Origin of the sequence: Plantibacter sp. VKM Ac-2880, from assembly GCF_015351235.1 — a bacterium.
GTDB lineage: Bacteria > Actinomycetota > Actinomycetes > Actinomycetales > Microbacteriaceae > Plantibacter.
In genome coordinates this window covers 860,404-883,496 of record NZ_JADKSJ010000002.1, presented here as the reverse complement: position 1 = coordinate 883,496, position 23,093 = coordinate 860,404, and the positions used below count along the sequence as shown (strand labels likewise).

At 68.6% G+C, this 23,093-nt stretch carries 22 protein-coding genes; 14 read left to right on the top strand and 8 right to left on the bottom strand.

Features of this window, described 5'->3' with window-relative positions; translation table 11 throughout:
* Positions 1 to 101 precede the first annotated feature (101 nt).
* Positions 102 to 362: a thioredoxin gene (locus ITJ57_RS16135; protein WP_194671045.1), complete on the bottom strand. Its 261-nt coding sequence runs from the start codon at positions 360 to 362 to the stop codon at positions 102 to 104.
* A gap of 106 nt (positions 363 to 468) precedes the next feature.
* Here ITJ57_RS16135 and ITJ57_RS16130 point away from each other — a divergent pair, with 106 nt between their 5' ends.
* A complete protein-coding gene (locus ITJ57_RS16130) occupies positions 469 to 1,326 on the top strand; it encodes an NAD(P)-dependent oxidoreductase (RefSeq protein WP_194671044.1) in 858 nt (285 codons plus the stop codon).
* A gap of 99 nt (positions 1,327 to 1,425) precedes the next feature.
* Here the strand turns inward: ITJ57_RS16130 and ITJ57_RS16125 are convergent, their stop codons facing one another.
* The 4 genes from ITJ57_RS16125 to ITJ57_RS16110 form a co-directional block, all read right to left on the bottom strand.
* Positions 1,426 to 1,917: a MarR family winged helix-turn-helix transcriptional regulator gene (locus ITJ57_RS16125; RefSeq protein WP_194671043.1), complete on the bottom strand. Its 492-nt coding sequence runs from the start codon at positions 1,915 to 1,917 to the stop codon at positions 1,426 to 1,428.
* A 17-nt stretch (positions 1,918 to 1,934) separates the two neighbouring features.
* The gene (locus ITJ57_RS16120) at positions 1,935 to 3,743 is read right to left on the bottom strand and encodes an MDR family MFS transporter (RefSeq protein WP_370582461.1); all 1,809 of its coding nucleotides are present in this window, start codon (positions 3,741 to 3,743) and stop codon (positions 1,935 to 1,937) included.
* Between the two features lie 147 nt (positions 3,744 to 3,890).
* On the bottom strand, positions 3,891 to 4,571 hold the full coding sequence (locus ITJ57_RS16115; protein ID WP_194671042.1) for an ABC transporter ATP-binding protein: 681 nt from the start codon (positions 4,569 to 4,571) through the stop codon (positions 3,891 to 3,893).
* 86 nt (positions 4,572 to 4,657) lie between these two features.
* Positions 4,658 to 6,184, bottom strand: a complete 1,527-nt coding sequence (locus ITJ57_RS16110) for an ABC transporter permease (protein ID WP_194671041.1) — start codon at positions 6,182 to 6,184, stop codon at positions 4,658 to 4,660.
* Positions 6,185 to 6,426: 242 nt separating this feature from the next.
* On the opposite strand from ITJ57_RS16110, the gene ITJ57_RS16105 reads away from it, so the two are divergent.
* The 4 genes from ITJ57_RS16105 to ITJ57_RS16090 all read left to right on the top strand — a co-directional run bounded on the left by ITJ57_RS16105 (position 6,427) and on the right by ITJ57_RS16090 (position 9,936).
* Positions 6,427 to 7,179 carry a response regulator transcription factor gene (locus ITJ57_RS16105; protein WP_056777068.1) on the top strand — a complete coding sequence of 251 codons (753 nt, stop codon included), beginning with the start codon at positions 6,427 to 6,429 and terminating at the stop codon, positions 7,177 to 7,179.
* Positions 7,176 to 8,774, top strand: coding sequence for a sensor histidine kinase (locus ITJ57_RS16100; RefSeq protein WP_370582459.1), 1,599 nt, complete (start codon positions 7,176 to 7,178; stop codon positions 8,772 to 8,774). The genes ITJ57_RS16105 and ITJ57_RS16100 overlap by 4 nt, the downstream gene beginning before the upstream one ends.
* Before the next feature lie 29 nt (positions 8,775 to 8,803).
* Positions 8,804 to 9,424, top strand: coding sequence for a phosphoribosylanthranilate isomerase (locus ITJ57_RS16095; protein ID WP_194671040.1), 621 nt, complete (start codon positions 8,804 to 8,806; stop codon positions 9,422 to 9,424).
* 101 nt (positions 9,425 to 9,525) lie between these two features.
* Complete coding sequence (locus ITJ57_RS16090; protein ID WP_194671039.1) at positions 9,526 to 9,936, top strand: DUF5684 domain-containing protein; 411 nt, start codon at positions 9,526 to 9,528, stop codon at positions 9,934 to 9,936.
* 25 nt (positions 9,937 to 9,961) lie between these two features.
* Here the strand turns inward: ITJ57_RS16090 and ITJ57_RS16085 are convergent, their stop codons facing one another.
* Positions 9,962 to 11,119 carry an AAA family ATPase gene (locus tag ITJ57_RS16085; RefSeq protein WP_194671038.1) on the bottom strand — a complete coding sequence of 386 codons (1,158 nt, stop codon included), beginning with the start codon at positions 11,117 to 11,119 and terminating at the stop codon, positions 9,962 to 9,964.
* Positions 11,120 to 11,438: 319 nt separating this feature from the next.
* On the opposite strand from ITJ57_RS16085, the gene rplJ reads away from it, so the two are divergent.
* The 5 genes from rplJ (at position 11,439) to ITJ57_RS16060 (ending at position 14,793) form a co-directional block, all read left to right on the top strand.
* Positions 11,439 to 11,957 carry a 50S ribosomal protein L10 gene (gene rplJ, locus ITJ57_RS16080; RefSeq protein ID WP_056014121.1) on the top strand — a complete coding sequence of 173 codons (519 nt, stop codon included), beginning with the start codon at positions 11,439 to 11,441 and terminating at the stop codon, positions 11,955 to 11,957.
* A 78-nt stretch (positions 11,958 to 12,035) separates the two neighbouring features.
* A complete protein-coding gene (gene rplL / locus ITJ57_RS16075; RefSeq protein ID WP_056014124.1) occupies positions 12,036 to 12,419 on the top strand; it encodes a 50S ribosomal protein L7/L12 in 384 nt (127 codons plus the stop codon).
* 329 nt (positions 12,420 to 12,748) lie between these two features.
* On the top strand, positions 12,749 to 12,892 hold the full coding sequence (locus ITJ57_RS16070) for a hypothetical protein (protein ID WP_194671037.1): 144 nt from the start codon (positions 12,749 to 12,751) through the stop codon (positions 12,890 to 12,892).
* A gap of 150 nt (positions 12,893 to 13,042) precedes the next feature.
* The gene (locus tag ITJ57_RS16065) at positions 13,043 to 13,504 is read left to right on the top strand and encodes a MarR family winged helix-turn-helix transcriptional regulator (RefSeq protein ID WP_056014129.1); all 462 of its coding nucleotides are present in this window, start codon (positions 13,043 to 13,045) and stop codon (positions 13,502 to 13,504) included.
* Positions 13,501 to 14,793: an MFS transporter gene (locus tag ITJ57_RS16060; RefSeq protein WP_194671036.1), complete on the top strand. Its 1,293-nt coding sequence runs from the start codon at positions 13,501 to 13,503 to the stop codon at positions 14,791 to 14,793. The genes ITJ57_RS16065 and ITJ57_RS16060 overlap by 4 nt, the downstream gene beginning before the upstream one ends.
* Before the next feature lie 33 nt (positions 14,794 to 14,826).
* On the opposite strand, the gene ITJ57_RS16055 is transcribed toward ITJ57_RS16060, so the two are convergent.
* A complete protein-coding gene (locus ITJ57_RS16055; RefSeq protein ID WP_194671035.1) occupies positions 14,827 to 15,876 on the bottom strand; it encodes a LacI family DNA-binding transcriptional regulator in 1,050 nt (349 codons plus the stop codon).
* A 298-nt stretch (positions 15,877 to 16,174) separates the two neighbouring features.
* On the opposite strand from ITJ57_RS16055, the gene ITJ57_RS16050 reads away from it, so the two are divergent.
* The 3 genes from ITJ57_RS16050 (at position 16,175) to ITJ57_RS16040 (ending at position 19,720) form a co-directional block, all read left to right on the top strand.
* The gene (locus tag ITJ57_RS16050; RefSeq protein ID WP_056014135.1) at positions 16,175 to 17,488 is read left to right on the top strand and encodes an ABC transporter substrate-binding protein; all 1,314 of its coding nucleotides are present in this window, start codon (positions 16,175 to 16,177) and stop codon (positions 17,486 to 17,488) included.
* Between the two features lie 127 nt (positions 17,489 to 17,615).
* Complete coding sequence (locus tag ITJ57_RS16045; RefSeq protein WP_194671034.1) at positions 17,616 to 18,749, top strand: carbohydrate ABC transporter permease; 1,134 nt, start codon at positions 17,616 to 17,618, stop codon at positions 18,747 to 18,749.
* Positions 18,746 to 19,720 carry a carbohydrate ABC transporter permease gene (locus tag ITJ57_RS16040; protein WP_194671033.1) on the top strand — a complete coding sequence of 325 codons (975 nt, stop codon included), beginning with the start codon at positions 18,746 to 18,748 and terminating at the stop codon, positions 19,718 to 19,720. The genes ITJ57_RS16045 and ITJ57_RS16040 overlap by 4 nt, the downstream gene beginning before the upstream one ends.
* A 240-nt stretch (positions 19,721 to 19,960) precedes the next feature.
* Here ITJ57_RS16040 and ITJ57_RS16035 read toward each other — a convergent pair whose 3' ends face one another.
* Positions 19,961 to 20,482 carry an endonuclease domain-containing protein gene (locus tag ITJ57_RS16035; RefSeq protein WP_194671032.1) on the bottom strand — a complete coding sequence of 174 codons (522 nt, stop codon included), beginning with the start codon at positions 20,480 to 20,482 and terminating at the stop codon, positions 19,961 to 19,963.
* Between the two features lie 660 nt (positions 20,483 to 21,142).
* Between ITJ57_RS16035 and ITJ57_RS16030 the strand changes: the two genes are divergently transcribed.
* Entirely contained in the window at positions 21,143 to 23,032 is a 1,890-nt protein-coding gene (locus ITJ57_RS16030) for an ABC transporter ATP-binding protein (protein WP_194671504.1), read from the top strand.
* The last annotated feature ends 61 nt before the right edge of the window (positions 23,033 to 23,093 follow it).

The window sequence follows — 23,093 nt, the reverse complement described above, 5'->3', positions numbered from 1 at the left end:
CTGTCGAAGGGCGGTCCCCGGGCCCCTACCTGGTCCCTGAGCCTCCACCTGGTCCCTGAGCCTCCACCCGGTCCCTGAGCCTGTCGAAGGGCGGGCGCGGGCTACAGCGCCTTCGCGGCGGCGACGAGGACCTGGTTGAGCGTGGGTGCGCCGGTGGCGCGGAACACCTCGGTGCCGTCGTCACTCGTGATGATGACGGTCGGCGTGGATCGGATGCCGTCGTCTTCGGCCTCCACGGACCGGAACGCGACGTCGCGCTCTTCGACGACGGCGCCGGGGACGAGCGCGGGCACCTCCGCCAGGACGGTGCGCGCCTGCATGCAGGGGGCGCAGAACGCAGAGGTGTACAGGGTGAGCTTCACGCTTCGTCCAACGCCGACCGGTCGTCCGTCATTCCGCCGGTGGCCGGTTCCTGGGTGATCGGTCAACCCGTCGCCCCTTTCCGGGCCGATGCACCAGGATGGGCGCATGAGAATCGCAGTGACGGGAGGCTCGGGCAAGCTCGGGCGAACAGTGGTCGGCCATCTTCGGGAGCACGGTCACCTGGTGATCAACTTCGACCAGGCGGGGGAGCGAGGCGACGGCTTCGTCCGCATCGACCTGCGCGACGCGGGCCAGGTGTTCGACGCCCTCACCGGTGTCGACGAACAGGCGCCGGACGGCTTCGACGCGGTCGTCCACCTGAGCGCGATCCCCGCGCCCGGGCTCTCGACGAACACGGCGACCTTCCAGAACAACATCATCGGCACCTACAACGTGTTCAACGCCGCCATCAAGGCCGGCATCACGAACATCGTCACGGCGTCGAGCGAGACGGTGCTCGGTCTCCCGTTCGACACCCCGCCGCCGTACATCCCCGTCGACGAGGCCTACGCGGCCCGACCCGAGTCGACGTACTCGCTCTCGAAGCACCTCGAGGAGCAGCTGGCGATCGAGCTGACCCGCTGGCACCCGGAGCTGAAGATCATCGCCCTCCGCTTCTCCAACGTGATGGACGAGGTCGACTACGCGGCGTTCCCCTCGTTCGACGCCGACGCGACGCTCCGCAAGTGGAACCTCTGGGGCTACATCGACGGCCGGGACGGCGCCGAGGCCGTGCGCCTCGCGCTCGAACACCAGGCCACCGGCTTCGACCGCTTCATCATCGCGGCGGCCGACACGGTCATGTCGCGCGACAACACCGAGCTCGTCGCCGAGGTCTTCCCCGGGGTCCCGGTGAACGGAGACATCTCGGGCAACGGGACGCTCCTGTCGATCGACCACGCCCGCGAGGTCCTGGGCTACGACCCGAAGCACAGCTGGCGCGACGCCCCTTCCGCCCCCTGACGGTTCACAATTCAGGACGGCCCCGGCCAGTCGCCCGCCAGCTCGCTCCTGAGCCGCCGACGCGCCGCGGGCGTCCTGAATTGCGAACCGTGCTCCCGGTCAGAGGGTGTCGTTGAGCTTGGCGAGCAGTTCGGCCAGGCGACGGACCTCCGCCTCGTCCCAGGACGAGAGCTGCTGGTAGAGCATCGCCTGGTCGCTCGCCTTCGTCGACTCCATGCGTCGCTCACCCTCCGGCGTCGCGACTACGAGGCTGGCACGACCGTCCTCGGGGTCCGGCGTCTTCGTCACGAGACCGAGGGCCTCGAGTTGGTGGATGAGTCGGCTGACGGCGCTCTTGTCGATCGCCAGCATCTCGGCCAGGGCGCCAGCGCGCACTGCTCCCGAGCGCGACACCATGCTGAGCAGCTTGTAGCCCGCCGGCTGGAGCCCGGGGGAGATCCGTTCGGCCCGATCGCGGATGCCGTTCCGGATGCGGTTGATGAGCAGCGCGAACTGCTCCTCCACCGCTCCGATCGCGAGGTCGTGCGCGGTGCCGGCCGCTGCGTCGTCGGCAGCGGCCGGCCCGGCCTGGGCGTCGTGATCGATGGACATCGTTCGCATTGTACGGACTAGCGACCGTGGCGGGGCGTGTGCGTCTCGGTGCCTGCGTCGGCACGCGAGTCGGCGTCCTCGTCGCGTCCGCGCTCCAGCCGAGTGTCGGCCTCGCCGCCGATCATGGCCTCGGCCACGTCGAGCGCACCGGTGGCGAACGACTGGGTCGACGTCGACGCGGTCGCGGTCGAGACGGAACCGGTGGCGGCGCCGGCGAGGGCGGGTTCTCCGCCACCCTGCTCGGCCACACGCTGCACGGCGTTCTTCGAACCGAGCTTCTTGTTCGGCAGGAAGATCACGGCGAGGATCGTCAGGATCGCGAGCGGCGCGGCGACGAGGAAGATGTCGGCGACCGCATCACCGTAGACCGACTCGATGATCGTCCGCACCGACTCCGGCAGCGTGCTCACCTTGGGGATCGTGCCGCTCGACAGCGTCTCGGCGATCTTGGCGCCGGGAGCGCCGAGGGCGACGATGGCCGCCTGCAGCTCGTTCTGTCGCTCAGCGAGCATGTCGGTGACCTTCGTGGCGAGGACCGAACCCATCACCGAGACGCCGATCGTGCCACCGAGGCTCCGGAAGAACGCGACACCGGCGCTCGCGGTGCCGAGCTGCTGCGGGAGCACGTCGTTCTGGACCACGAGTACGAGGTTCTGCATGACCATACCGACGCCCGCGCCGAGCACGAACATGTAGACGGAGACGAGGACGTAGTTCGTGTCGTAGTGGATCGTACTCATGAGGAACAGCCCGACGGTGAGCAGGACGGACCCGACGATGAGGTACGGCTTCCAGTGGCCGAAGCGCGAGATGAACTGCCCGACGACGATTGAGGCGATCAGCAGACCGCCGATCATCGGGAGGGTCAGGAGACCGGACTCGGTCGGTGTGGCACCGCGGGCCAGCTGCATGTACTGGCTGAGGAAGACGGAGGTTCCGAACATCGCGACACCGACCGAGATGCTCGCGATGACCGCGAGGGTGAAGGTGCGGTTCTTGAACAGCGACATGGGGATGATCGGCTCGTCGACCTTGATCTCGACGATGACCGCCGCGGCGAGCAGGAGGACGGAGACACCCACCATGACGAGCGTGGTGAAGCTCGCCCACTCGAACTGCGTGCCGGCGAGGGTCACCCAGATGAGCAGCAGCGAGACGCCGCCCGCGATGAGCGCGGCACCGAGGTAGTCGATCTTGACCTTGCCGACGTTCCGCTTCGGGAGGTGCAGCGTGCGCTGCAGGAGGAAGATCGCCGCGATCGCGAAGGGGACGCCGACGAAGAAGTTCCAGCGCCAGCCGAGGGAGTCGGTGAGGAGTCCGCCGAAGAGCGGGCCGCCGACGGTGCCGACGGCCATGACCGCACCGAAGAGGCCCATGTAGCGGCCGCGTTCACGCGGGCTGATGATGTCGGCCATGATGATCTGGCTGAGCGCGGTGAGGCCACCGGCGCCGAGGCCCTGGAGCACGCGGAAGCCGATGAGCGTGCCCGTGTCCTGCGAGAAGCCGGCGAGGGCCGAGCCGAGGACGAAGATCGCGAGGGCCAGCTGGATGAGCAGCTTGCGGTTGAAGAGGTCGGCGAACTTGCCCCAGATCGGGGTGGAGACGGTCGTCGCGAGCAGGGTCGCGGTGACGACCCAGGTGAACGCGGTCTGGTCGCCGTTGAGGTCGGAGATGATCCGGGGGAGCGAGGTGGAGACGACGGTCCCGGCGAGGATCGACACGAACATGCCGAGGAGGAGGCCGGAGAGGGCCTCGAGCACCTGGCGATGTGTCATGCCGTTGTCCGCCCGTCCGGGCGTGGCGGTTGCAGTGGTGTTGGTAGACATGGGCTCCGCGATCGTGATGGCGTCAGGTAGTTGATATGCGTCAACTATATGACAAGTAGTTGATCAGTGTCAACCAATCGCGTCGGCGAGGTATTCCTGTCGCCCTTCGGCAGGCTCAGGGGCCGGGGGCCTGAGCCTGCCGAAGGGTCAGCGACCGGCGGTGATGTCCTTGAGCTTCCCGTCACCGATGTGCAGGCGCCGCTCGGCGCGTCTCGCGACGGCCGTGTCGTGCGTGACGATGACGACGGTGAGTCCGCGGTCGCGCCACAGGCCTTCCAAGAGGTCCATGATCTCGTCGCGGGTCTCTTCGTCGAGGTTGCCGGTCGGCTCGTCGGCGAGCAGCACCCGGGGTTCCTTGACGAGCGCACGGGCGATCGCGACCCGCTGCTGCTGCCCACCCGACAGCTCTGTGGGGAGGTGCGACCCTCGCTCGGCGAGTCCGACGGATGCGAGCGCCGCACGAGCCCTCGTCTCGCGTTCGGCCCGCGGCGTGCCGATCGGCACCAGCGCCATCTCGACGTTCTCCTGTGCCGTCAGCGTCGGGATGAGGTTGAAGCCCTGGAACACGAAACCGATCTCTGTGGCACGGATCCTGCCGAGCTTCGTCTCGCTGAGTGTCGAGAGGTCGTCGCCGGCGAGGGAGACGCCACCGGTCGTCGGTCGGTCCAGTGCGCCGAGCATCTGGAGCAGCGTCGACTTGCCGCCGCCGGTCGGGCCCTGGATGGCGACGAGCTGGCCGTCGGGGATCTCGAGGTCGACGCCGTCGAGCGCCGTGACGGAGCGCTTCGCCTGGCGGTACTGCTTGGTGAGGCCGGTGATCGTGTACATGGGGTCCTTCGTTCTGCTGGATGGAGTGCGGGTGGACCGCCGGGTGGTCGAGAGGGGCGACCACCCGGCGGCGTCTGGTGCGTCGCCTAGGCGACGGAGCGGAGCGCCTCGGCCGGACGGAGTCGAGCGGCGCGCCACCCACCGACGGCACCGGCGAGCAGCCCGCCGAGGATGGCGATGCCGACGGCGATGACGATGATCCAGGCGGTCACGGGAGCCTGGAGGACGATGTCCGTGGTCGTCGCGGCCGCGGCGCCCGGAGCGCCACCGAACCCACCGGCCGCTCCCGCTCCCGCCGCCGCGTCCGCCGACATGCCACCGGCACCGCCCGGTCCACCGAGTCCGCCGCCGGCCGAGGTCGTCGCCGCGGCGCTGAGCGTCGGTGCGACGAGGTTCACGACGAGGATGCCGAGGAGGCCGACCGCTACGCCGACCGCGCCGCCGATGAGCGACTGGACGACGGACTCGCCGGCGACCTGGCCGACGATGCGCCGGTTGCTCCAACCGATCGCCTTGAGCGTGCCGAACTCGCGGGTCCGGCGGGTGACGCCCGAGATCGTGAACAGGATCGCGATGAGGAACGCGGCGGCGAGCACGATGAGCGACAGCCAGGTGCCGAGGCTGCCGACGAGCGTCGATGCCGAGGCGAGCGAGCCGGACACGGTGGACGCGAGGTCCTCCTGGGTGCTCACGGTCGCGTCGGGCAGCGCCGTCTCGATGTCCGTCTGCACCTGGGTGATGTCGGTCGACGAGGCGGCTTGCACGAACACGTCGCTGACCTGGCCGTCGAGCCCGGCAAGCGACTGCGCGACGTCGAGCGGGATGTAGACGTTCGATGCGGACGTGGCGTCGGCTCCGGAGGCGGTCACGGTGCCGACCACGGTGAACGTCGTGCCCGCGATGTCGATCGTGTCGCCGGTGGCGATCCCCGCCTCGGTGGCATAGGACGCGTCGAGGACGGCGACGTCCGTTCCCGCGTCGTCGGCTGCGAGCGAGCGACCGTCGCTGAGGGTGACGGCCGAGAGCGGACCCACGGCGTCGCCAGCGGGGTCGAGACCGAGGACCGTGAAGGAGTCGACACCGAACGAGCTCCCGCCCGCGCCGTCCGGGCCGCCCTGCGGCGGGGTCGCAGCGCTCGCGTCACCGGGGACGCCTGCCGTCCCGTCGGAGCCCTGCGCCTGGGAGAAATCGGGCAGCTCGCCCGTGAAGGTCGTGTTCGTGAGCGACAACGTGCCTGCGGCGGCCTCGACGTTCGCGACGTCGGTGATCGTGCCGAGCGCCGTCGCGTCGAAGGTCGCCGTGCCGCGAGCCGCCGCGAGCCGCGACTGGTCGACGGTCGTCGTCCCGTCGCTCGTCGACCCGTCGCCCGAGCCGAAGTCGAAGGTCTGGCCGGGGCCTCCGCCCTCCGTCGGTGCCTCGGCGGCCTGACTGACCGTGATGTCCGTGCCGACACCGTAGACGGATTCCAACACGGACGCCTGTGCCGTCTTCACACCGGCGGCGACGGAGTTGACGATGATCACGAGGGCGATGGCGAGCGCCATCCCGATGGCGATGATGACGGTCTGTTTGCGACGACCGACGAGTTCCCGCCGGAGATACGTTCCGAACATGTCTGCGTTTCCTTCTGCTCCTGGTCCACGTGTCGGCATCCCGGTTGCGCGGCGCCGACGATCCGCACGTCGCGGATGACTCGGACCGGACGCTACGGAGGCCTACTTGGCCTGCGCCTCGGCGACGCTATGAATCGGCCCAGGCCCCCGGCGGCGCTTCGTCGGCTCGGACCGGGCTCAGCATCCGTCTGGCCGGTTCATGGACAGCTCATAGGCTCGGGGCGAATACTGAACGCGTGAACATGCAGACCCAGGCGTCCGGTGCGGCGCGAAGCGCACTCAAGCGGGCCGACGGCACCGCCGTGCGAGTGCTCGTCGTCGACGACGAGGCGACGCTCACGGACCTCCTGCAGATGGCCCTCCGGTACGAGGGCTGGGAGATCCGGACCGCGGCCGACGGCCGCGAGGCGCTGACGATCGCCCGCGACTTCCGGCCGGACGCCGTCGTGCTCGACATCATGCTGCCCGACCTCGACGGGCTGCAGGTGCTGAACCGCCTGCGCACCTCGGGAAGCGACGTGCCCGTGCTGTTCCTCACCGCCAAGGACTCGCTCGACGACCGCATCGCCGGCCTCACTGCCGGGGGAGACGACTACGTCACGAAGCCCTTCAGCCTCGAGGAGGTCGTCGCCAGACTCCGTGGCCTCATCCGCCGATCGACCCTCCTCGCCGCGGACGAGTCCGGCCCGGACATCATCGTCGGCGACCTCGTGCTGAACGAGGACAGCCACGAGGTGACGAGGGACGGCGAGTCCATCGAGCTCACGGCGACCGAGTTCGAGCTGCTGCGGTTCCTCATGCGCAACCCGCGCCGGGTCCTCAGCAAGGCGCAGATCCTCGACCGGGTGTGGAGCTACGACTTCGGCGGGCGGGCGAGCGTCGTCGAGATCTACATCTCCTACCTCAGGAAGAAGATCGACGCCGGGCGCGAGCCCATGATCCACACCGTGCGCGGTGCCGGCTACATGTTGAAGATCCCGACGGTCGGTTCGTGACCACGGGCGCCCCAGCCGCCGACCCGGCAGCGACGACCGCCGGCTCCGTCCACCCGAAGCGCGCGCCCTGGACCCTGCGTCGACGCCTGATGGTCGTCGTCGTCGGGCTGCTCGCGCTCGGCAGCGTCGTCGTCGGCGTCGCGAGCGCCGTGGCGGTGAGCGGCCTCCTCACCGAGGGCGTCGACAACCAGCTCACGAAGGCCGCCGAGCGGATCGTCGACTACGGCCGGAACGGTCAGCTGTCCACCCCGGACGCGGTGCCGGACTCGGAGCTGCCCGGCGGGTATGGCGGCGGGGGCGGCGGAACCCGCGAACCTCCGGCCTTCATCGGAGCCCCCGGGCTGGGGCCTGGGGCGCTCGGGGCGATCGTCGTCGACGGCACGATCGTGAACGCCGGCTACCTCAACGCCGACGGCAGTACCGTCCCGTGCACCGAGAGCCAGGACGCGATGATCCTGACGGTCTCCGCCGGCGGCCGCCCGTCCACCATCGACCTCGGTGCCTACCTCGGCGAATACCGGGTCGTCGCCGTGACCGACGCGAGCGGCGCGACGAGGGTCATCGGGCTGCCGCTCTCCGAGGTCACGTCGACGGTCATGCAGCTCGTGACCCTCATCGCGATCATGAGCGTCGTGGTCCTCCTCCTCGCCGGCCTGGCCGCGTTCGCGATCGTCCGATACTCGCTCCGCCCGCTCGACCGCGTCGTCGCCACGGCCGCCGTGGTGGCGGAACTCCCGCTCGACCGTGGCGAGGTCGCGCTGGCGGTCCGGGTGCCGGACTCCGACACCGACCCGCGGACCGAGGTCGGCCGCGTGGGTTCGGCGATCAACCGCATGCTCGGTCACGTCTCCTCCGCACTGAACGCACGGCAGGCGAGCGAGAACAAGGTCCGTCGGTTCGTCTCGGACGCGAGCCACGAGTTGCGGACGCCGCTCGCGTCCATCGCCGGCTATTCGGAGCTGGCCGCCCGGAGGTCCGACACGCTCCCCGAGGAGGTGACGCACTCGCTCGGCCGCATCCGCTCCGAGGCCGGGCGCATGACGACGATCGTCGAGGACCTGCTGCTGCTGGCCCGTCTGGACGAGGGGCGGGAGCTCGCCAAGCGCCCCGTCGACCTCACCGAACTCGTCATCCACACGGTCGGTGACGCCCACGTCGCCGGCCCAGGGCACGTCTTCGAACTCGACTTCCCGGAGGAGCCCGTGCTCGTCACGGGGGACGCGTCGCGCCTGCAGCAGGTGATCGTCAACCTGCTGGCGAACGCGCGGACGCACACCCCACCCGGGACGACCGTGCGGACGGGTCTCGCGGTCGAGAGCGGCCCCGGTGGCGAGCTCGCGGTCCTGACCGTCACGGACGACGGACCGGGGATCGACCAGGCGCTCCAACCCAACCTCTTCGAACGCTTCGTCCGCGGCGACGACTCGCGGTCGCGGGCCACCGGGAGCACCGGCCTCGGGCTGGCGATCGTGCACGCCGTCGTGACTGCACACCACGGTTCGGTCTCGGTCGAGAGCGTCCCCGGGCGGACGGTGTTCCGGGTCGAGCTGCCGGCTGCTGCGGCTCCGGCTGGGCCTGTCCAGACGGGGGAGTGATGCGCGTGCGGCCGGGTAGCGTGGTGCCCATGTGGGTGAAGGTGTGCGGACTGTCGGAACCGTCGAGCGTCGCGGCGGCGGTCGAAGCGGGGGCCGACGCGATCGGGTTCGTCTTCGCGCCCGGCTCGCCCCGCACTATCGAGCCGGAGCTCGTCGCCGCGCTCGTGGCCGACGTCCCCGAGCACGTGCTCACCGTCGGGGTGTTCCGGCGGCAGTCGGTCGAGGAGGTCTCGCGCATCGCCGGCGAGGCCGGGGTGCAGGCGGTCCAGCTCCACGGAGACGAACCGCCCGAGGCGTTCCACGAGCTGCAGGCGATGGGGTGGCGGACCCTCCGGGCGACCTCGGCTGTGCGCTACGCCTCTGAGAACGCCGCCGAGCGCGCCGCCTACGCCGAAGAGCTGCTGCTCCTCGACGCACCCGACCCTGGCGCCGGCAAGACCTTCGACACGGTCGCCCTCACCGCGAACCCGCCCACCCGCACCTGGATCCTCGCCGGCGGCCTGACCCCGGAGAACGTCGCCGGCCTCGTCGCGGAACTCCGCCCATGGGGGGTCGACGTCTCGAGCGGCGTCGAGTCGTCGCGCGGGGTGAAGTCCCCCGAGCTCGTCCGGTCGTTCGTGCACGCCGCCCGCGCTGCCCGGGCGGTCTGAGGGTCTGAGGCGCGCCCGCTGGGCCGGGATGTGACCAGCACGCTACATTCGTCGAGTGAGGCGGTCGACCGACCGCGACGAGGACGAGGAGCGCCACCACCGTGATCGACACCATTCTGCTCGCCGCGGACGACAACGGCCGCGCCGCGATCGAGTTCATGAACGCCCCCGCCAATGTGTTCGGCGGCCTCATCGGCTACCTGCTCTTCGTCGCGTCCGTGTGGGGCATGTTCGAGAAGTCCGGCCGTTCGGGCTGGACGGCGCTCATCCCGATCTACAACTGGTACGTCGTCGTGAAGCTCGCCGGCTTCACCGGCGCGGCCACGATCCTCTACTTCATCCCGCTCGTGAACATCGTCTTCGGCTGGGTCGTCGGGTGGCACATCGGCAAGCAGTTCGACAAGAGCACCGTGTTCCGCGTCTTCGGGCTCATCCTCTTCCAGCTGATCGGCTTCTTCATCCTCAGCTACGGCTCGGACCGCTTCCTCGGCAAGCAGGCCGACCGCTCCTAGCCGCCGATCGGCGGGCGCGACGGCGTCACCGGGACGGCCAGGCCCACGGCGGCGTCGACAGCAAGCCCTGGTCCGCCACCAGGGTCTCGCCGAGCTGCTTCACCAGGCGGTGCTCGTGCACGTCGCCGGCCTCGAGCATGGCGTCGATGAGCGGGCGGGCGTGGGACACGACGATGAGCTGGGTGTCGGCGCTCGCCGCGGTGATGAGCCTGGCGAGGTGCGGCAGGAGCTCGCCGTGCAGGCTGGTCTCCGGCTCGTTCAGCACCATGAGCTCCGGCGGGCGCGGGGTGAGCAGTGCCGCGACGAGCAGCAGGTAGCGCAGCGTGCCGTCGGACAGCTCGCCGGCCGACAGGGGTCGGAGCATGCCGGGCTGCTCGAACTCCAGGCGGAACACCGCGTCGTCAGCGCGCACCCGGAGTCGACTGCCGGGGAAGGCCTCGTCGACGGCGGCGTCGAGTCGGTCGACACCACCGGACTCGATGATCGTCTGCACGGCGGCCGCGAGGTCAGATCCGTCGTGCCCGAGCACCGGGGTGCGGGTGCCGACCTGCGGGACCCGGGCAGGGGCGTCGCGGTCGGTCCGGAACTGGTCGTAGAAGCGCCAGCCGCGTACCTGGCTCCGGATGCGCAGGACCTCGGGCGTCGCGTCGGCGTCGGAGAACTCCGTGAGGATGCTCTCCGACACTCCCAGCGCCCGCCCCACCGGCCGCCAGGACCCGTCACGGACGCGGACCGCCGGCCCCTGTCGGTCGACGAGCAGGCTGCTCGGCTTGGCGAACGTGCCGGCGAAGATCTGCTCCCGTTTGATCTCGGGGTCGCGACCGAACAACGTGCAGGAGGGCTGCGGGATCCCGAGGTCGACGAGGTAGCCGAGGGTGTCCGTCGCGAAGCCGAGGAGCAGGCTGACCGGGCCCGAGCGTCGCGTCCCGCGGATCGGGGTCCCGCCGTCGACCGCGGCGTGCTGCACGTGCTCGGGCCCCGCCCAGAGCGTCGAGGAGAGCCCGCCGTCGCGAGCGAGGGAGCCGACCACGTCGCCCTCGCCAGCACTCGCCAGGAGCCGGAGCGCGCGGTAGAGGTTGGACTTGCCCGAGCCGTTCGATCCGGTCACCACGTCGAGACCGTGCAGGGGCAGGACCGAGTCGCGGATGGACCGGTACCCGGAGATGGCGAGTGTCTGGAGCATGCCTCCATGATGTCTGCCACCAGGGACATCGCGCGGTGGGGGTGGTCCGGCGTGCTCCGAGCGTCTCCGCCGTGCTCCGGCGTGTGCTACGGTGGTGGAAACCAAAGACCGCCGGTCACTGTCGCGTGCAAACGAGACAGTCGAAGGTTCTCATGACGAGACGTCCAGCGCAGGTGTATGAAGATCTGATCGAGGCTCGCCTCTCCCCAGCTCCGTGCGCTTGCGCCGGAGCTTTTTTCATGTCCGAACCCTTCGCCGGCCCGGCGGTTGATGCGTGCGGCCTCCGCTGCACGCATACAAGATTCGAAAAGGAGTGGCCATGGCGAACAAGGAAGCCTCGGTTGCCGAACTCACGGAGAAGTTCCAGAGCTCGACCGCCGTTCTGCTGACCGAGTACCGCGGCCTCACTGTTGCTCAGCTCAAGACCCTGCGCAAGAGCATCAGTGCGGACGCAACCTACGCCGTGGTGAAGAACACGCTGACCAAGATCGCGGCGAACAACGCCGGCATCTCGTCGTTCGACGACGAGCTCGCCGGTCCGTCCGCGATCGCATTCGTGCACGGTGACCCGGTCACCGTCGCGAAGGCTCTTCGTGACTTCGCCAAGGCAAACCCTCTCCTCGTGGTCAAGGGCGGTTACTTCGACGGTAACCCGCTGACCGCTGAAGAAGTCGGCAAGCTCGCCGACCTCGAGTCCCGTGAAGTGCTGCTGGCCAAGCTTGCCGGCGCCGTCAAGGCCTCGCTGTTCGGAGCTGCCTACCTCTTCAACGCACCGCTCTCGAAGGCCGTTCGCACGGTCGAGGCGCTGCGCGAGAAGCAGGAGTCCGCGGCCGAGTAATTCGGTTCCGCGAACAATCAACCCCGTACCTGTACACCGCGTGAAGTGGTTGCAGGGCATGAAACAAGGAGAACAATCATGGCAAAGCTGTCAAACGAAGAACTGATCAACGCCTTCAAGGAGCTCACGCTCATCGAGCTCAGCGAGTTCGTCAAGCTGTTCGAGGAGACCTTCGAGGTCACCGCTGCTGCTCCCGTCGCCGTTGCCGGCCCGGCTGCTGCAGGCGCTGCTGTTGAAGAGGTCGAAGAGAAGACCGACTTCGACGTCATCCTCGAGGCTGCTGGCGACAAGAAGATCCAGGTCATCAAGACGGTCCGCGAGCTCACCTCGCTCGGCCTCGGCGAGGCCAAGGCTCTCGTCGACGGCGCTCCGGCTGCCGTCCTCGAAGGCGCCAACAAGGAAGCCGCTGACAAGGCGAAGGAAGCCCTCGAGGCTGCCGGCGCCACCGTCACGCTCAAGTAGTCGGTCCCCTACGGGGGACAACCACTGGGCTGGCGCCCGACTCCGGTCGGTCGCCGCTGACGATCGCGGATCTTCCTGACGAGTGCTGCACGCACTCAGCAGAGACATCCGTGATCGGAGGGCATCGCCCCCGATCCGTTCGGGAGCGATGCCCTCCGTCCGTTAACCGGAGGGCCGCGATTCGTCGTGCCGCTCTCCGCGCCCACGCGCGGATGCTCTGCACCCGTCGACGACGTTCGTCGACGGTTCACGCAGGCATCCGCGTCGTCGTTCCACTCCCCGTGAGTGTGGTGTTCGATGCGGTGCCCGAATCGGGAGAACCCATCACCATGAACACCCGTGCACGCTGGCGTGCCATCACCACCCGGATCCGAGCCCGGCTCGCATCCATGCCCGACCGACCGGAGCGGGCCGTCGGCGCCCACCCTCCGGATCCCCGGGTCACCGTGTCCTTCACCACCTGGATGCGCTGACCCTCGGACTACCCCCTTCCCTAACTCAGGAACACCGCGGCGTGTCGCCTCGGGCGCCCCGTGCTGCCGGGCGACACGCCGCCGACCTCCTGAGTTGGGGAAGTGGCAGAGGGGGCGGTGTATAGCTTGGCTATGTATACTGGTCTCATCATGACCGAGAACACCACGCATTCCCCCCTGCACACGATCCTCGGCGACCTCATCACGGCATCGCACCGGCTCACCCGCCTTGCCGCCCAGGCCACCGGATCCTCCGAATCACCAGCCGTCTGGCGCACGCTCTCCGTGCTGACCACGGTCGGGCCGGTCCGGGTCGGCGAACTGGCCCGACAGAGCCGGGTCTCACAGCCCACCATGACGAAGCTCGTCCAGAGCCTCGACGAGCGCGACTGGATCAAGCGCATCGCCGACGTCGACGACCACCGTGCCTGGCTCATCGCCATCGCCCCCAAGGGGACCGCGGCTCTGCTCGCCTGGCGCGACGAACTCACCGACGCCCTGGAGCCGGCCTTCACGGACCTGGGCGACGACGACCTCGCCGCCATCGCGCGAACGGTCGAGATCATCCAGGAACGCGTGGCCGTCGAGGTCGCCTCGGAGCTGACCGCATGAGCCGGGACACCGCTGCACACCCCGTCCCCTCGACCGCCACGTCGAACCCGGCCGGCGGCCACGGTCACGGCGGCGGACTCGCCGGGATCCTCCACCAGCCGAAGGCCGTCTGGGCCGTCGCCTTCGCCAGCGTCATCGCGTTCATGGGCATCGGCCTCGTCGACCCGATCCTGCCCGCCATCGCCGAAGACCTGCAGGCCACCCCGACGCAGGCCGAGATGCTCTTCACGAGCTATCTGCTGGTCACGGGCGTCGCGATGCTCTTCACGAGCTGGCTCTCGAGCCGGATCGGTGCCAAGCGCACCCTGCTGATCGGCCTCGCGCTCGTCGTGGTGTTCGCCCTGCTCGCCGGGCTGTCGGACTCCGTCGGCGCCGTCATCGGGTTCCGTGCCGGCTGGGGACTCGGCAACGCCCTGTTCATCTCGACCGCGCTGGCGACCATCGTCGGTGCGGCCAGCGGTGGTCGTGCGAACGCGATCATCCTCTACGAGGCGGCGCTCGGGCTCGGCATCGCCATCGGCCCGCTCCTCGGCGGCCTCCTCGGTGGGATCGGCTGGAAGTGGCCGTTCTTCGGGACCGCGACCCTCATGGCCGTCGGCTTCATCGCGATCGTGGTCTTGCTGAAGACGGAGGGGCCGAAGCCGACGCCACTGAAGCTGTCGGCGCCGTTCCGGGCCCTGGCGATCCCGTCGCTCGGCATCCTCGCCTCGGCGGCGCTCTTCTACAACATCGGCTTCTTCACCCTCCTGGCGTACTCGCCGTTCCCGCTCGGGCTCGACGCGATGGGACTCGGGTTCACGTTCTTCGGGTGGGGCGTCGCGCTGGCGATCACGAGTGTCTTCGTGGCGCCGCTGCTCACCGCGCGGATGCGCCGGACCTCGGTCATCAAGCTGGTGCTGCCCCTGCTCGCGCTCGACCTCGTGGTCGGCGGGCTCCTCGTCGAGTCGACGGCCGGCCTCATCGTCTGCATCGTCGTCGGCGGCCTCCTGCTCGGCGTGATGAACACCGTCCTCACCGAGGCTGTGATGGAGGCGACGGACCTGCCGAGCAACGTCGCGTCCTCCGCCTACTCGTCCGTGCGGTTCCTCGGGGGAGCGATCGCCCCACCGGCCGCCGCGGAGATCGCGAAGCTCGTCTCGCCTGCCGCGCCCTACTACGTGGCCGCCGGGTCGATCGTGATCGCGCTGCTCATCGTCGTCATCGGCCGCAAGCACCTCGTCCGGGTCGACGGGCCCGTGGAGAGCGACATCGACGAGGCCATCGCGATCACCGCAGCCGACGCGAGCTGACCGCTCCGGCCGCCCCGGGGGGACGTCGGAGCGTCACTCCGCCCCTTCGGGCCGCGTCGTGGTCTGCCTGATCATGAGCCGCGTCGGCCACTGCACCTCGGTGACCGCGTCGCCACCCACCTCGCCGCCGGGCTCCTGGGTGCGGCGGCCCTCCTCGAGGTCTTGGAGCAGGATCTCGACGGCGCGACGACCCTGCGCCCTGGGTTCCTGCTCGAAGGTCGTCAGCGCGAACATCTCCGCGTAGGAGTGCCCGTCGATGCCGATCACCGAGAGCTCCGCCGGAACGGTGATCCCGAGGCGTCTGGCGGCGATGATGATGCCGATCGCCACCTCGTCGGTCGACGCGAAGACCGCCGTCGGGCGGATCCGGGCGTCCCGGAGCAGCTGGGCCGCGGCCTCGTACCCGCCGGGAAGCGAGTGGACCGCCGGCAGGACGTGCACGGTGGACGCGAGGCCTGCCTCTTCCATCGCCGCGAGATATCCCGCGAGGCGCCGGCCGTGGACGGTGTCCGTCTGCAGCTCGGCGTCGTGGCCGGTGATGTGCGCGATGCGGGTGTGTCCGAGCGTGATGAGGTGCTCCGTCGCCTCCCGCCCGATCGCCTGGTCGTCGATGTTGATCGAGTGCGCGCCCCGGATGTTCCCGCCGATCGAGACCAGCGGCCTCGGGTTCGCGAGCAGGCGGGCGATCTCGTCCTGCGAGGCCTCGATGCCGATCGAGATCATGCCGTCGAAGCGCTTGTTCGTGAGGTACGAGTCGAAGATGCGGTCGCGTTCAGCGGCGTCCGGCGGCAGATGGTGCAGGGTCAGGTCGTACCCCCTGGCGCGCAACGCGCTCTCGGCTCCCTCGAGCACCTCGCCGAAGTACCAGCGGTTGAGGAACGAGGTGAGGACACCGATCGCCAGGGTGCGTCCCGTGGACAGGCTCGCGGCGATCGGTGACGCGACGTAACCGATCGTGGCCGCAGCCTGGACGACGCGTTCGCGCGTCTCGGTCGACACGTATCCGCGTCCGGTGAGCGCTCGCGAGGCCGTCGCTTTCGAAACGCCGGCGAGGGCCGCGACATCACTGATGGCACCACTCATGCCGACTCCCTCCGTTGGGTAGCACCACCATAGCGAATCTGGAACAGACCTGGAACACGATCATGGAACGGATCCATAACGGCTCGGCCACGATTCCTCCGCAAATCCGCATGATTTCGGTGGGAGCGCTCTCACTGTCTATTTCGTTATGTTCTCGTGCTTGCATCCTGGTCCGGGGTGAAGTACTTTGACGCATGGAAACGGTTCCGCATCCGGACCGATTCCGCACCAGTGCATCATCGGAACGGCTCGACCCTGGAGCCGTTCGAACCTGCAGCACTCAATGAGGAGGACACAGATGAGTTTCATTCGGACCCGCCGGACGGCCCTGCCGCTGGCCGTCCTGGCCGTCGCGGGCGTCGCGCTCACCGCCTGTTCAGGCGGATCCGGCAGCAGTGGCGGTGGCGACGACGACAAGACCGTCACCATCTACGGCACGATCGCCGACACCGAGGCGGAGCTGCTCGAGCAGAGCTGGGCCGACTTCGAGAAGGAGAGCGGCATCACGATCAAGTACGAGTCCTCCAAGGAGTTCGAGTCGCAGATCGGTATCCGCGCGCAGGGCGGCAACCCGCCCGACCTCGCGATCTTCCCGCAGCCCGGCCTCCTGGCCGACCTCGCCAAGCGCGACTACCTGAAGCCCGCGCCCGAGGGCGTCACCGCCAACGTCGAGAAGTACTGGTCCAAGGACTGGGCTCGCTACGGCACCGTCAACGACACCCTGTACGGTGCTCCGCTCATGGCGAGCGTCAAGGGCCTGATCTGGTACCAGCCGTCGAAGTTCGCCGAGTGGGGCGTCGAAGTCCCGAAGACCTGGGACGAGCTGCTCGCCGTGACGAAGACCATCCAGGAGAAGACCGGCGCGGCCCCCTGGTGCGCCGGCTTCGGCTCCGGCGACGCGTCGGGCTGGCCCGGCACGGACTGGATCGAAGACCTCGTCCTGCGTCAGCAGGGCCCGGACGTCTACGACGACTGGGTGGCCAACAAGGTCAAGTTCACCGACCCGAAGATCAAGGAAGCCTTCGACTCGGCCGGCGAGATCCTCAAGAACCCGGAATACGTCAACGCCAGCTTCGGTGACGTGACCTCGATCAACTCCACGGAGTTCGGCGATGTCGCCCCGGCACTCGCGTCCGGCGCTTGCGCGCTGCACCACCAGGCATCGTTCTTCTCCGGCTTCCTCGAGGACGCCGGCGCGACCGTCGCTCCCGACGGTGACGTGTGGGCCTTCGTGACCCCCGGCATCGAAGAGGGCGAGACCGCCGTCACCGGTGGTGGCGAGATCGTCGGCGCGTTCAGCGACGACGAGAGCACCGTCAAGGTCCAGGAGTACCTGTCGAGCGCCGAGTGGGCGAACAGCCGCGTGAAGCTGGGCGGCGTCATCTCCGCCAACAACGGCCTCGACCCGGCCAACGCCTCCACGCCGATCCTCAGCCAGGCGATCGAGATCCTGCAGGACGAGAAGACCACGTTCCGCTTCGACGCCTCCGACCTGATGCCCGGTGCCGTCGGCGCCGGAACCTTCTGGAAGGGCCTCGTGAACTGGATCAACGGCGACGAGACCGACCAGGTGCTCAAGGACATCGAAGCCGGCTGGCCGTCCGCCGAGTAATCGACAACCGGAACTGCTGCTCATGAGCGGAAGCGTCGGAGGGTGAACACCCTCCGACGCTTCCGCCTCGGCAGTGGATCCCCCTAGGGTTCACTCAGGGTCCAACGCCGTACTCGAAAGGCTAGCTATGTCAGGTTTCCTCAACTGGTTGGGCGGACTCCCACCGCTCGCCCAGATCCCGATCGTCGTCATCGCCTTCGCCGCGGTGGTCGCCCTCCTCCTCTTCTTCGTGGACATCGCTCCGCGCAAGGGCACGCTCTACACGGTCATCCGCCTGGCGTTCTGCGTCCTGGTGCCCGTCGTCGTCGTCCTGTTCTTCGGTTCCTTCCTCTGGGCCGCGGCCGTCGCCGCCGTCCTCGGCGGGGTGCTCTTCCTGCTCGACTACCGGTCGAAGAAGGGCGTCGGCTACCTCGTGCAGCTCGTCGGCTTCCTCGCACCGGCGTTCCTGCTGCTCCTCATCGGCCTCATCCTCCCGACGATCAACACCACCATCGCCGCCTTCATGTCGGCCTCGGGCAAGAACTTCGTCGGACTGAACAACTTCATCTGGCTGTTCACGCAGCCGAGCGCCATCCGGACCGTCGTCAACACGATCATCTGGGTGCTCCTCGTCCCCGCGCTGTCGACGGCGTTCGGTCTCGCGTACGCGGTGTTCATCGACAAGTCCCGTGGCGAGAAGTACTTCAAGATCCTCGTCTTCATGCCGATGGCGATCTCCTTCGTCGGAGCGTCCATCATCTGGCGCTTCATCTACGCCTACCGTGAGGCCGACGCCACCCAGATCGGTCTGCTCAACCAGATCGTCGTGTGGTTCGGCGGGACCCCGGTGCAGTGGTTGCAGAACGAGCCGTGGAACACGCTGTTCCTCATCGTCGTGCTCATCTGGGTGCAGACCGGATTCGCGATGGTCGTCCTGTCCGCCGCGATCAAGGGCGTCCCGACCGAGCAGATCGAAGCCGCCGAGCTCGACGGCACCAACGGTTGGCAGCGCTTCACCAACGTCATCGTCCCCGGTATCCGCTCCTCGCTGGTCGTCGTCGTGACGACGATCTCGATCGCGTCGCTGAAGGTCTTCGACATCGTCCGCACCATGACCGCCGGCAACAACGGCACCTCGGTCATCGCGAATGAGATGTACACCCAGTTCAAGAACTTCGAGAACGGCCGGAGTGCGGCGTTCGCCGTGATCCTGTTCATCCTCGTGCTGCCGATCGTCATCTACAACGCACGGCAGATCAAGAAGCAGAGGGAGATCCGATGAGTGCTGTGCAGCCGATCGAACTACCGATCGACGAATCCACCAAGAAGCAGCTCGAGCAGGGTGAACGCGGTATCGAAGCCGCGAGCCGACGGACGAAGAAGCGCCTCACGAGCCGTGGTGCGACCATTGCCGCGGTCGTCATCGCGGTGCTCTGGACCATCCCGACGTTCGGACTCTTCGTCTCCTCGTTCCGGCCCGAGCAGCAGGTGAAGACCACCGGTTGGTGGACGATCTTCGCCGACTTCCAGGTGACCATCGACAACTACGTGCAGGTGCTCCAGGCCGGCAACTCGACGCTGAACCTGGCGGGGTCGTGGGTCAACTCGATCGCCATCGCCATTCCGGCGACGCTCCTCCCGCTCGTGATCGCGAGCCTCGCGGCGTACGCGTTCGCGTGGATCGACTTCCGTGGCAAGAACTTCCTGTTCATCATGGTGTTCGCCCTGCAGGTCGTGCCGATCCAGATGGCCCTCGTCCCGCTGCTGTCGACGTTCTCCCGTGGGCTGAACGTCTTCGGCCTGCAGGTCGGTGAAGGACTGGATGCGAGCGGCACGTTCGCGCAGGTGTGGATCGCGCACACCATGTTCGCGCTGCCGCTGGCGATCTTCCTGCTGCACAACTTCGTCGCGGAGATCCCCGGTGAGGTCATCGAGGCGGCCAGGGTGGACGGTGCCGGTCACGGCCAGATCTTCTTCCGGATCGTGCTGCCGCTGACGATGCCGGCCATCGCGTCGTTCGCGATCTTCCAGTTCCTGTGGGTGTGGAACGACCTCCTGGTCGCTCTCATCTTCGCGGACGGTGAGGTCGCGCCGATCACGAAGCTGCTCGCCGAGATCACGGGTACCCGCGGCAACGAGTGGCACCTCCTCACGGCCGGTGCGTTCATCTCGATCCTCGTGCCGCTCGTGGTGTTCTTCGCCCTGCAGCGCTACTTCGTCCGCGGGCTGCTGGCCGGTTCGACGAAGGGCTGACCCGACGCCGCGGTTCGATCCTCCGATCGACAGCGTCGTCGGTGCGCCGGTGCCCCGGGAACTCACGCTCCCGGGGCATCCGTGCGTCTGCGGGCCGTCGCCTTCCGGATCTGTTTCCTCCTCCCTAACTCAGGAGCGTCTCGGCGAGTCTCGCTGAACAAGTGCGCGGCGGACCCGACGCGCCGCGCCGTTCCTGAGTTAGGGAACGTCGAGACCGAGGTCGGGCAGCTGCTGTATCGATCAGGAGCGGCGAAGTGCGGCTTGAGGAGGTGAGCCGGCAGGACCAGCATCCAGCGCCGATCGGATGGCACCCAGGACGACGTACCAGTCGTTCATGACCATGCGATAGGTGAACCTCAACACCCGATACCCCTGCACGACCAACTGGGCGTCCCGCCAGCGGTCCTCTTCGTGAGCGTCGCGATTGTCGTGGAACTCACGACCATCCCACTCGAGGACGAGCCATCCGTCGATCACCTGATCGACCCGGCCGACAGCCGGGATGGCGACCTGGTGACGCCCGACGATGCCAGCGGACTCGAGGCGGATCCGAGCGATGCTCTCGATGAAACTGTGGCAACCCGGTTCCACACGTGGTGTCCGCTCAGCTCGTGGCGACGGAAGTGCGTCGATCCAGGAGGGGAGTGCTGCGGACAGGGCGGGTTCGAGGTGGGTGAACGAGTCCATGGCCGCCCCGACGACCTCGGGGTGCTGGCAGTCGACGAGGTGGCCGATCACCTGGCACCGTGATTCGACAAGCATCGGGAGGAGGGTGCCGCGGGGAGGGGCTGGGGGCCAGTCGTCCCAGTGCAGCACGGCGTCTTCGCGGGCCTCGGCCGGCGGACGTTTCCACCGCTCATCGGCCGACCGGAGGCGGGCTGCGTTCGGCGGCAGCGCGACATGGAGTCGAGACGTCGACGGCACGGCCCAGCCATACCAACGTGCTGCCGAGACGCAGCTCAGTCGGCCCCCGACTCGCACAGCCCTCACCAGGTCACTCGGTGCGTCCGGCGCCGCGTACCAGCCGCGCCGCACGCGGATCAACATCCCTGTCTCGACTGCGATCCGAAGCGTCTCCTTGGTGTGCCCGAGCCGCCTGAGCTGATGGACGGTGGCGATTCCATAAGCGGGCTCGAGGAAGGTCGTCGCGATCGTCATCCCCCGATCGTGTGCGCCGGGGCTGGTCGCCTCATGCCCGATCACGTCCGCTGCGCACGGTTTCGCGCACACACCGGCTGTGGAGGAGGGTGGTGCCTGGCTTGCCCAACTCAGGAAGCCGGCGGCGTGTCGCGCGGGTCGGCGGTGCACGATGGGACGCCGCGCCGGAGAGGTCCTGAGTTAGGGAAAAGAACGGGTCAGAGAACAGGGGCGGGGACCGAGGGCGGGGAGGTCGGTGGGCGGGGATAAGGTGGCGGGATGAGCATGCACGGGGGACGGGGCGGACCACGCGGTGGTGCCCCCGGCGGCGGTGGGCCCCGCGCCGGCAGCCGCGTGAGCGGCGGCGACACGGAGGCGCAGAAGGCGCTCAACGCCGAGGCCCCGAGGATCCCCGACCTCGGCAAGCGCATCGTCGCCCTGTTCGTACCGTTCCGCGCGAAGATCATCCTCACGATGGTGCTCGTCGTCCTCGGTGCAGCCCTCGCGGTGCTGCCACCGCTCCTCGTCAAGCAGGCGTTCGACGTCGGCCTGTTCCCCACCGACGGCGGCTCCCCGAACCTCGTCGCCCTCGCGGAGATCGTGGGCGTCATGGTCGCCCTGTTCATCATCGCGGCCCTCCTCGGCGTCTGGCAGACCTACCTCACCGCCACCGTCGGCAACAGCGTCATGGGCGCCCTGCGCATCAAGCTGTTCTCGCAACTCCAGGCGATGGAACTGAGCTTCTTCACCCGCACGAAGACGGGCATCATCCAGTCGCGCCTGCAGAACGACGTCGGCGGCGTCGCGAACGTGCTCACCAACACGGTGTCGAGCGTGCTCGGCAACACCGTCACCGTCATCTCCGCCCTCGTCGCCATGCTCATCCTCAACTGGCAGCTCACGATCGTCGCGCTCATCCTCATGCCGATCCTCGTGGTCGCGCAGCGCCGGGTCGGCCAGGTGCGCGCACGGATCGCGACGAAGACGCAGGAGTCCCTGTCGGAGATGACCGCGATCACCCAGGAGGCGTTGAGCGTCTCGGGGGTCCTGCTCGCGAAGAGCTTCAACCGTCAGGACACGGAGGTCGAGCGCTACAGCGCCGAGAACCGCACCCAGATCCGCCTCCAGGTGAGCCAGGCGATGAGCGGCCAGTGGTTCTTCGCGATGGTCAACATCTTCCTGTCGTCGATCCCGGCGATCGTCTACCTCGTCGCCGGCTACCTCATCACCGGGGGCGTGACCGACGTCACCGCGGGCTCCATCGTCGCGTTCACGACGATCCAGGCGCGTCTCCTGTTCCCGCTCATGGGCGTCATGCGCGTCGCCCTCGACCTGCAGACCTCCGGCGCCCTGTTCGCCCGCATCTTCGAGTACCTCGACCTCAAACCGTCGATCGCCGACCGCCCAGGGGCAACGCTGCTCCCGGACACCGCCCCGGAGATCCGCTTCGACGACGTCACCTTCCGGTACGCGGACGCCCAGGACGACTCCACCCCGACGCTCGACGGCGTCTCGTTCACGATCGAACCCGGACAGTTCGCAGCGTTCGTCGGGCCATCGGGCGCCGGGAAGACCACGATCTCCTACCTGATCCCGCGCTTCCAGGAGGTCTCCGGCGGCCGGGTCACCGTCGCGGGAGCCGACGTCCGCGACGTCACCCAGGCCTCGCTCGTCTCACGCATCGGGATCGTCAGCCAGGAGACCTACCTCTTCCACGCGACGATCGCGGAGAACCTCCGCTACGCGAAGCCAGACGCGACCGCCGAGGAGCTCGAGGCGGCTTGCCGGGCGGCGAACATCCACGAGGCGATCATGCGCTTCGAGGACGGCTACGACACGCTCGTCGGCGAACGCGGCTACCGCCTGTCGGGCGGCGAGAAACAGCGCATCGCCATCGCGCGCGTCCTGCTGAAGGATCCCGAGGTGCTCATCCTCGACGAGGCGACGAGCGCGCTCGACACGATCTCCGAGCGGGTGGTGCAGCTCGCCCTCGACGACGCGACCCGCGGACGCACGACCGTCTCCATCGCCCACCGCCTGTCCACGATCGTGCACGCCGACGTCATCTTCGTCCTCGACCGCGGGCGCATCGTCGAGCGAGGTACACACCAGGAGCTCCTCGCCGCCGGTGGCGTGTACGCGACCCTCTACGCGCAGCAGGCCGTCACGGCCTGACCCGGCGTCACCTGGCGCACGGCCTGGGCGCCGAGCGCCCGCCGAGCCGAACCGTCCGGGC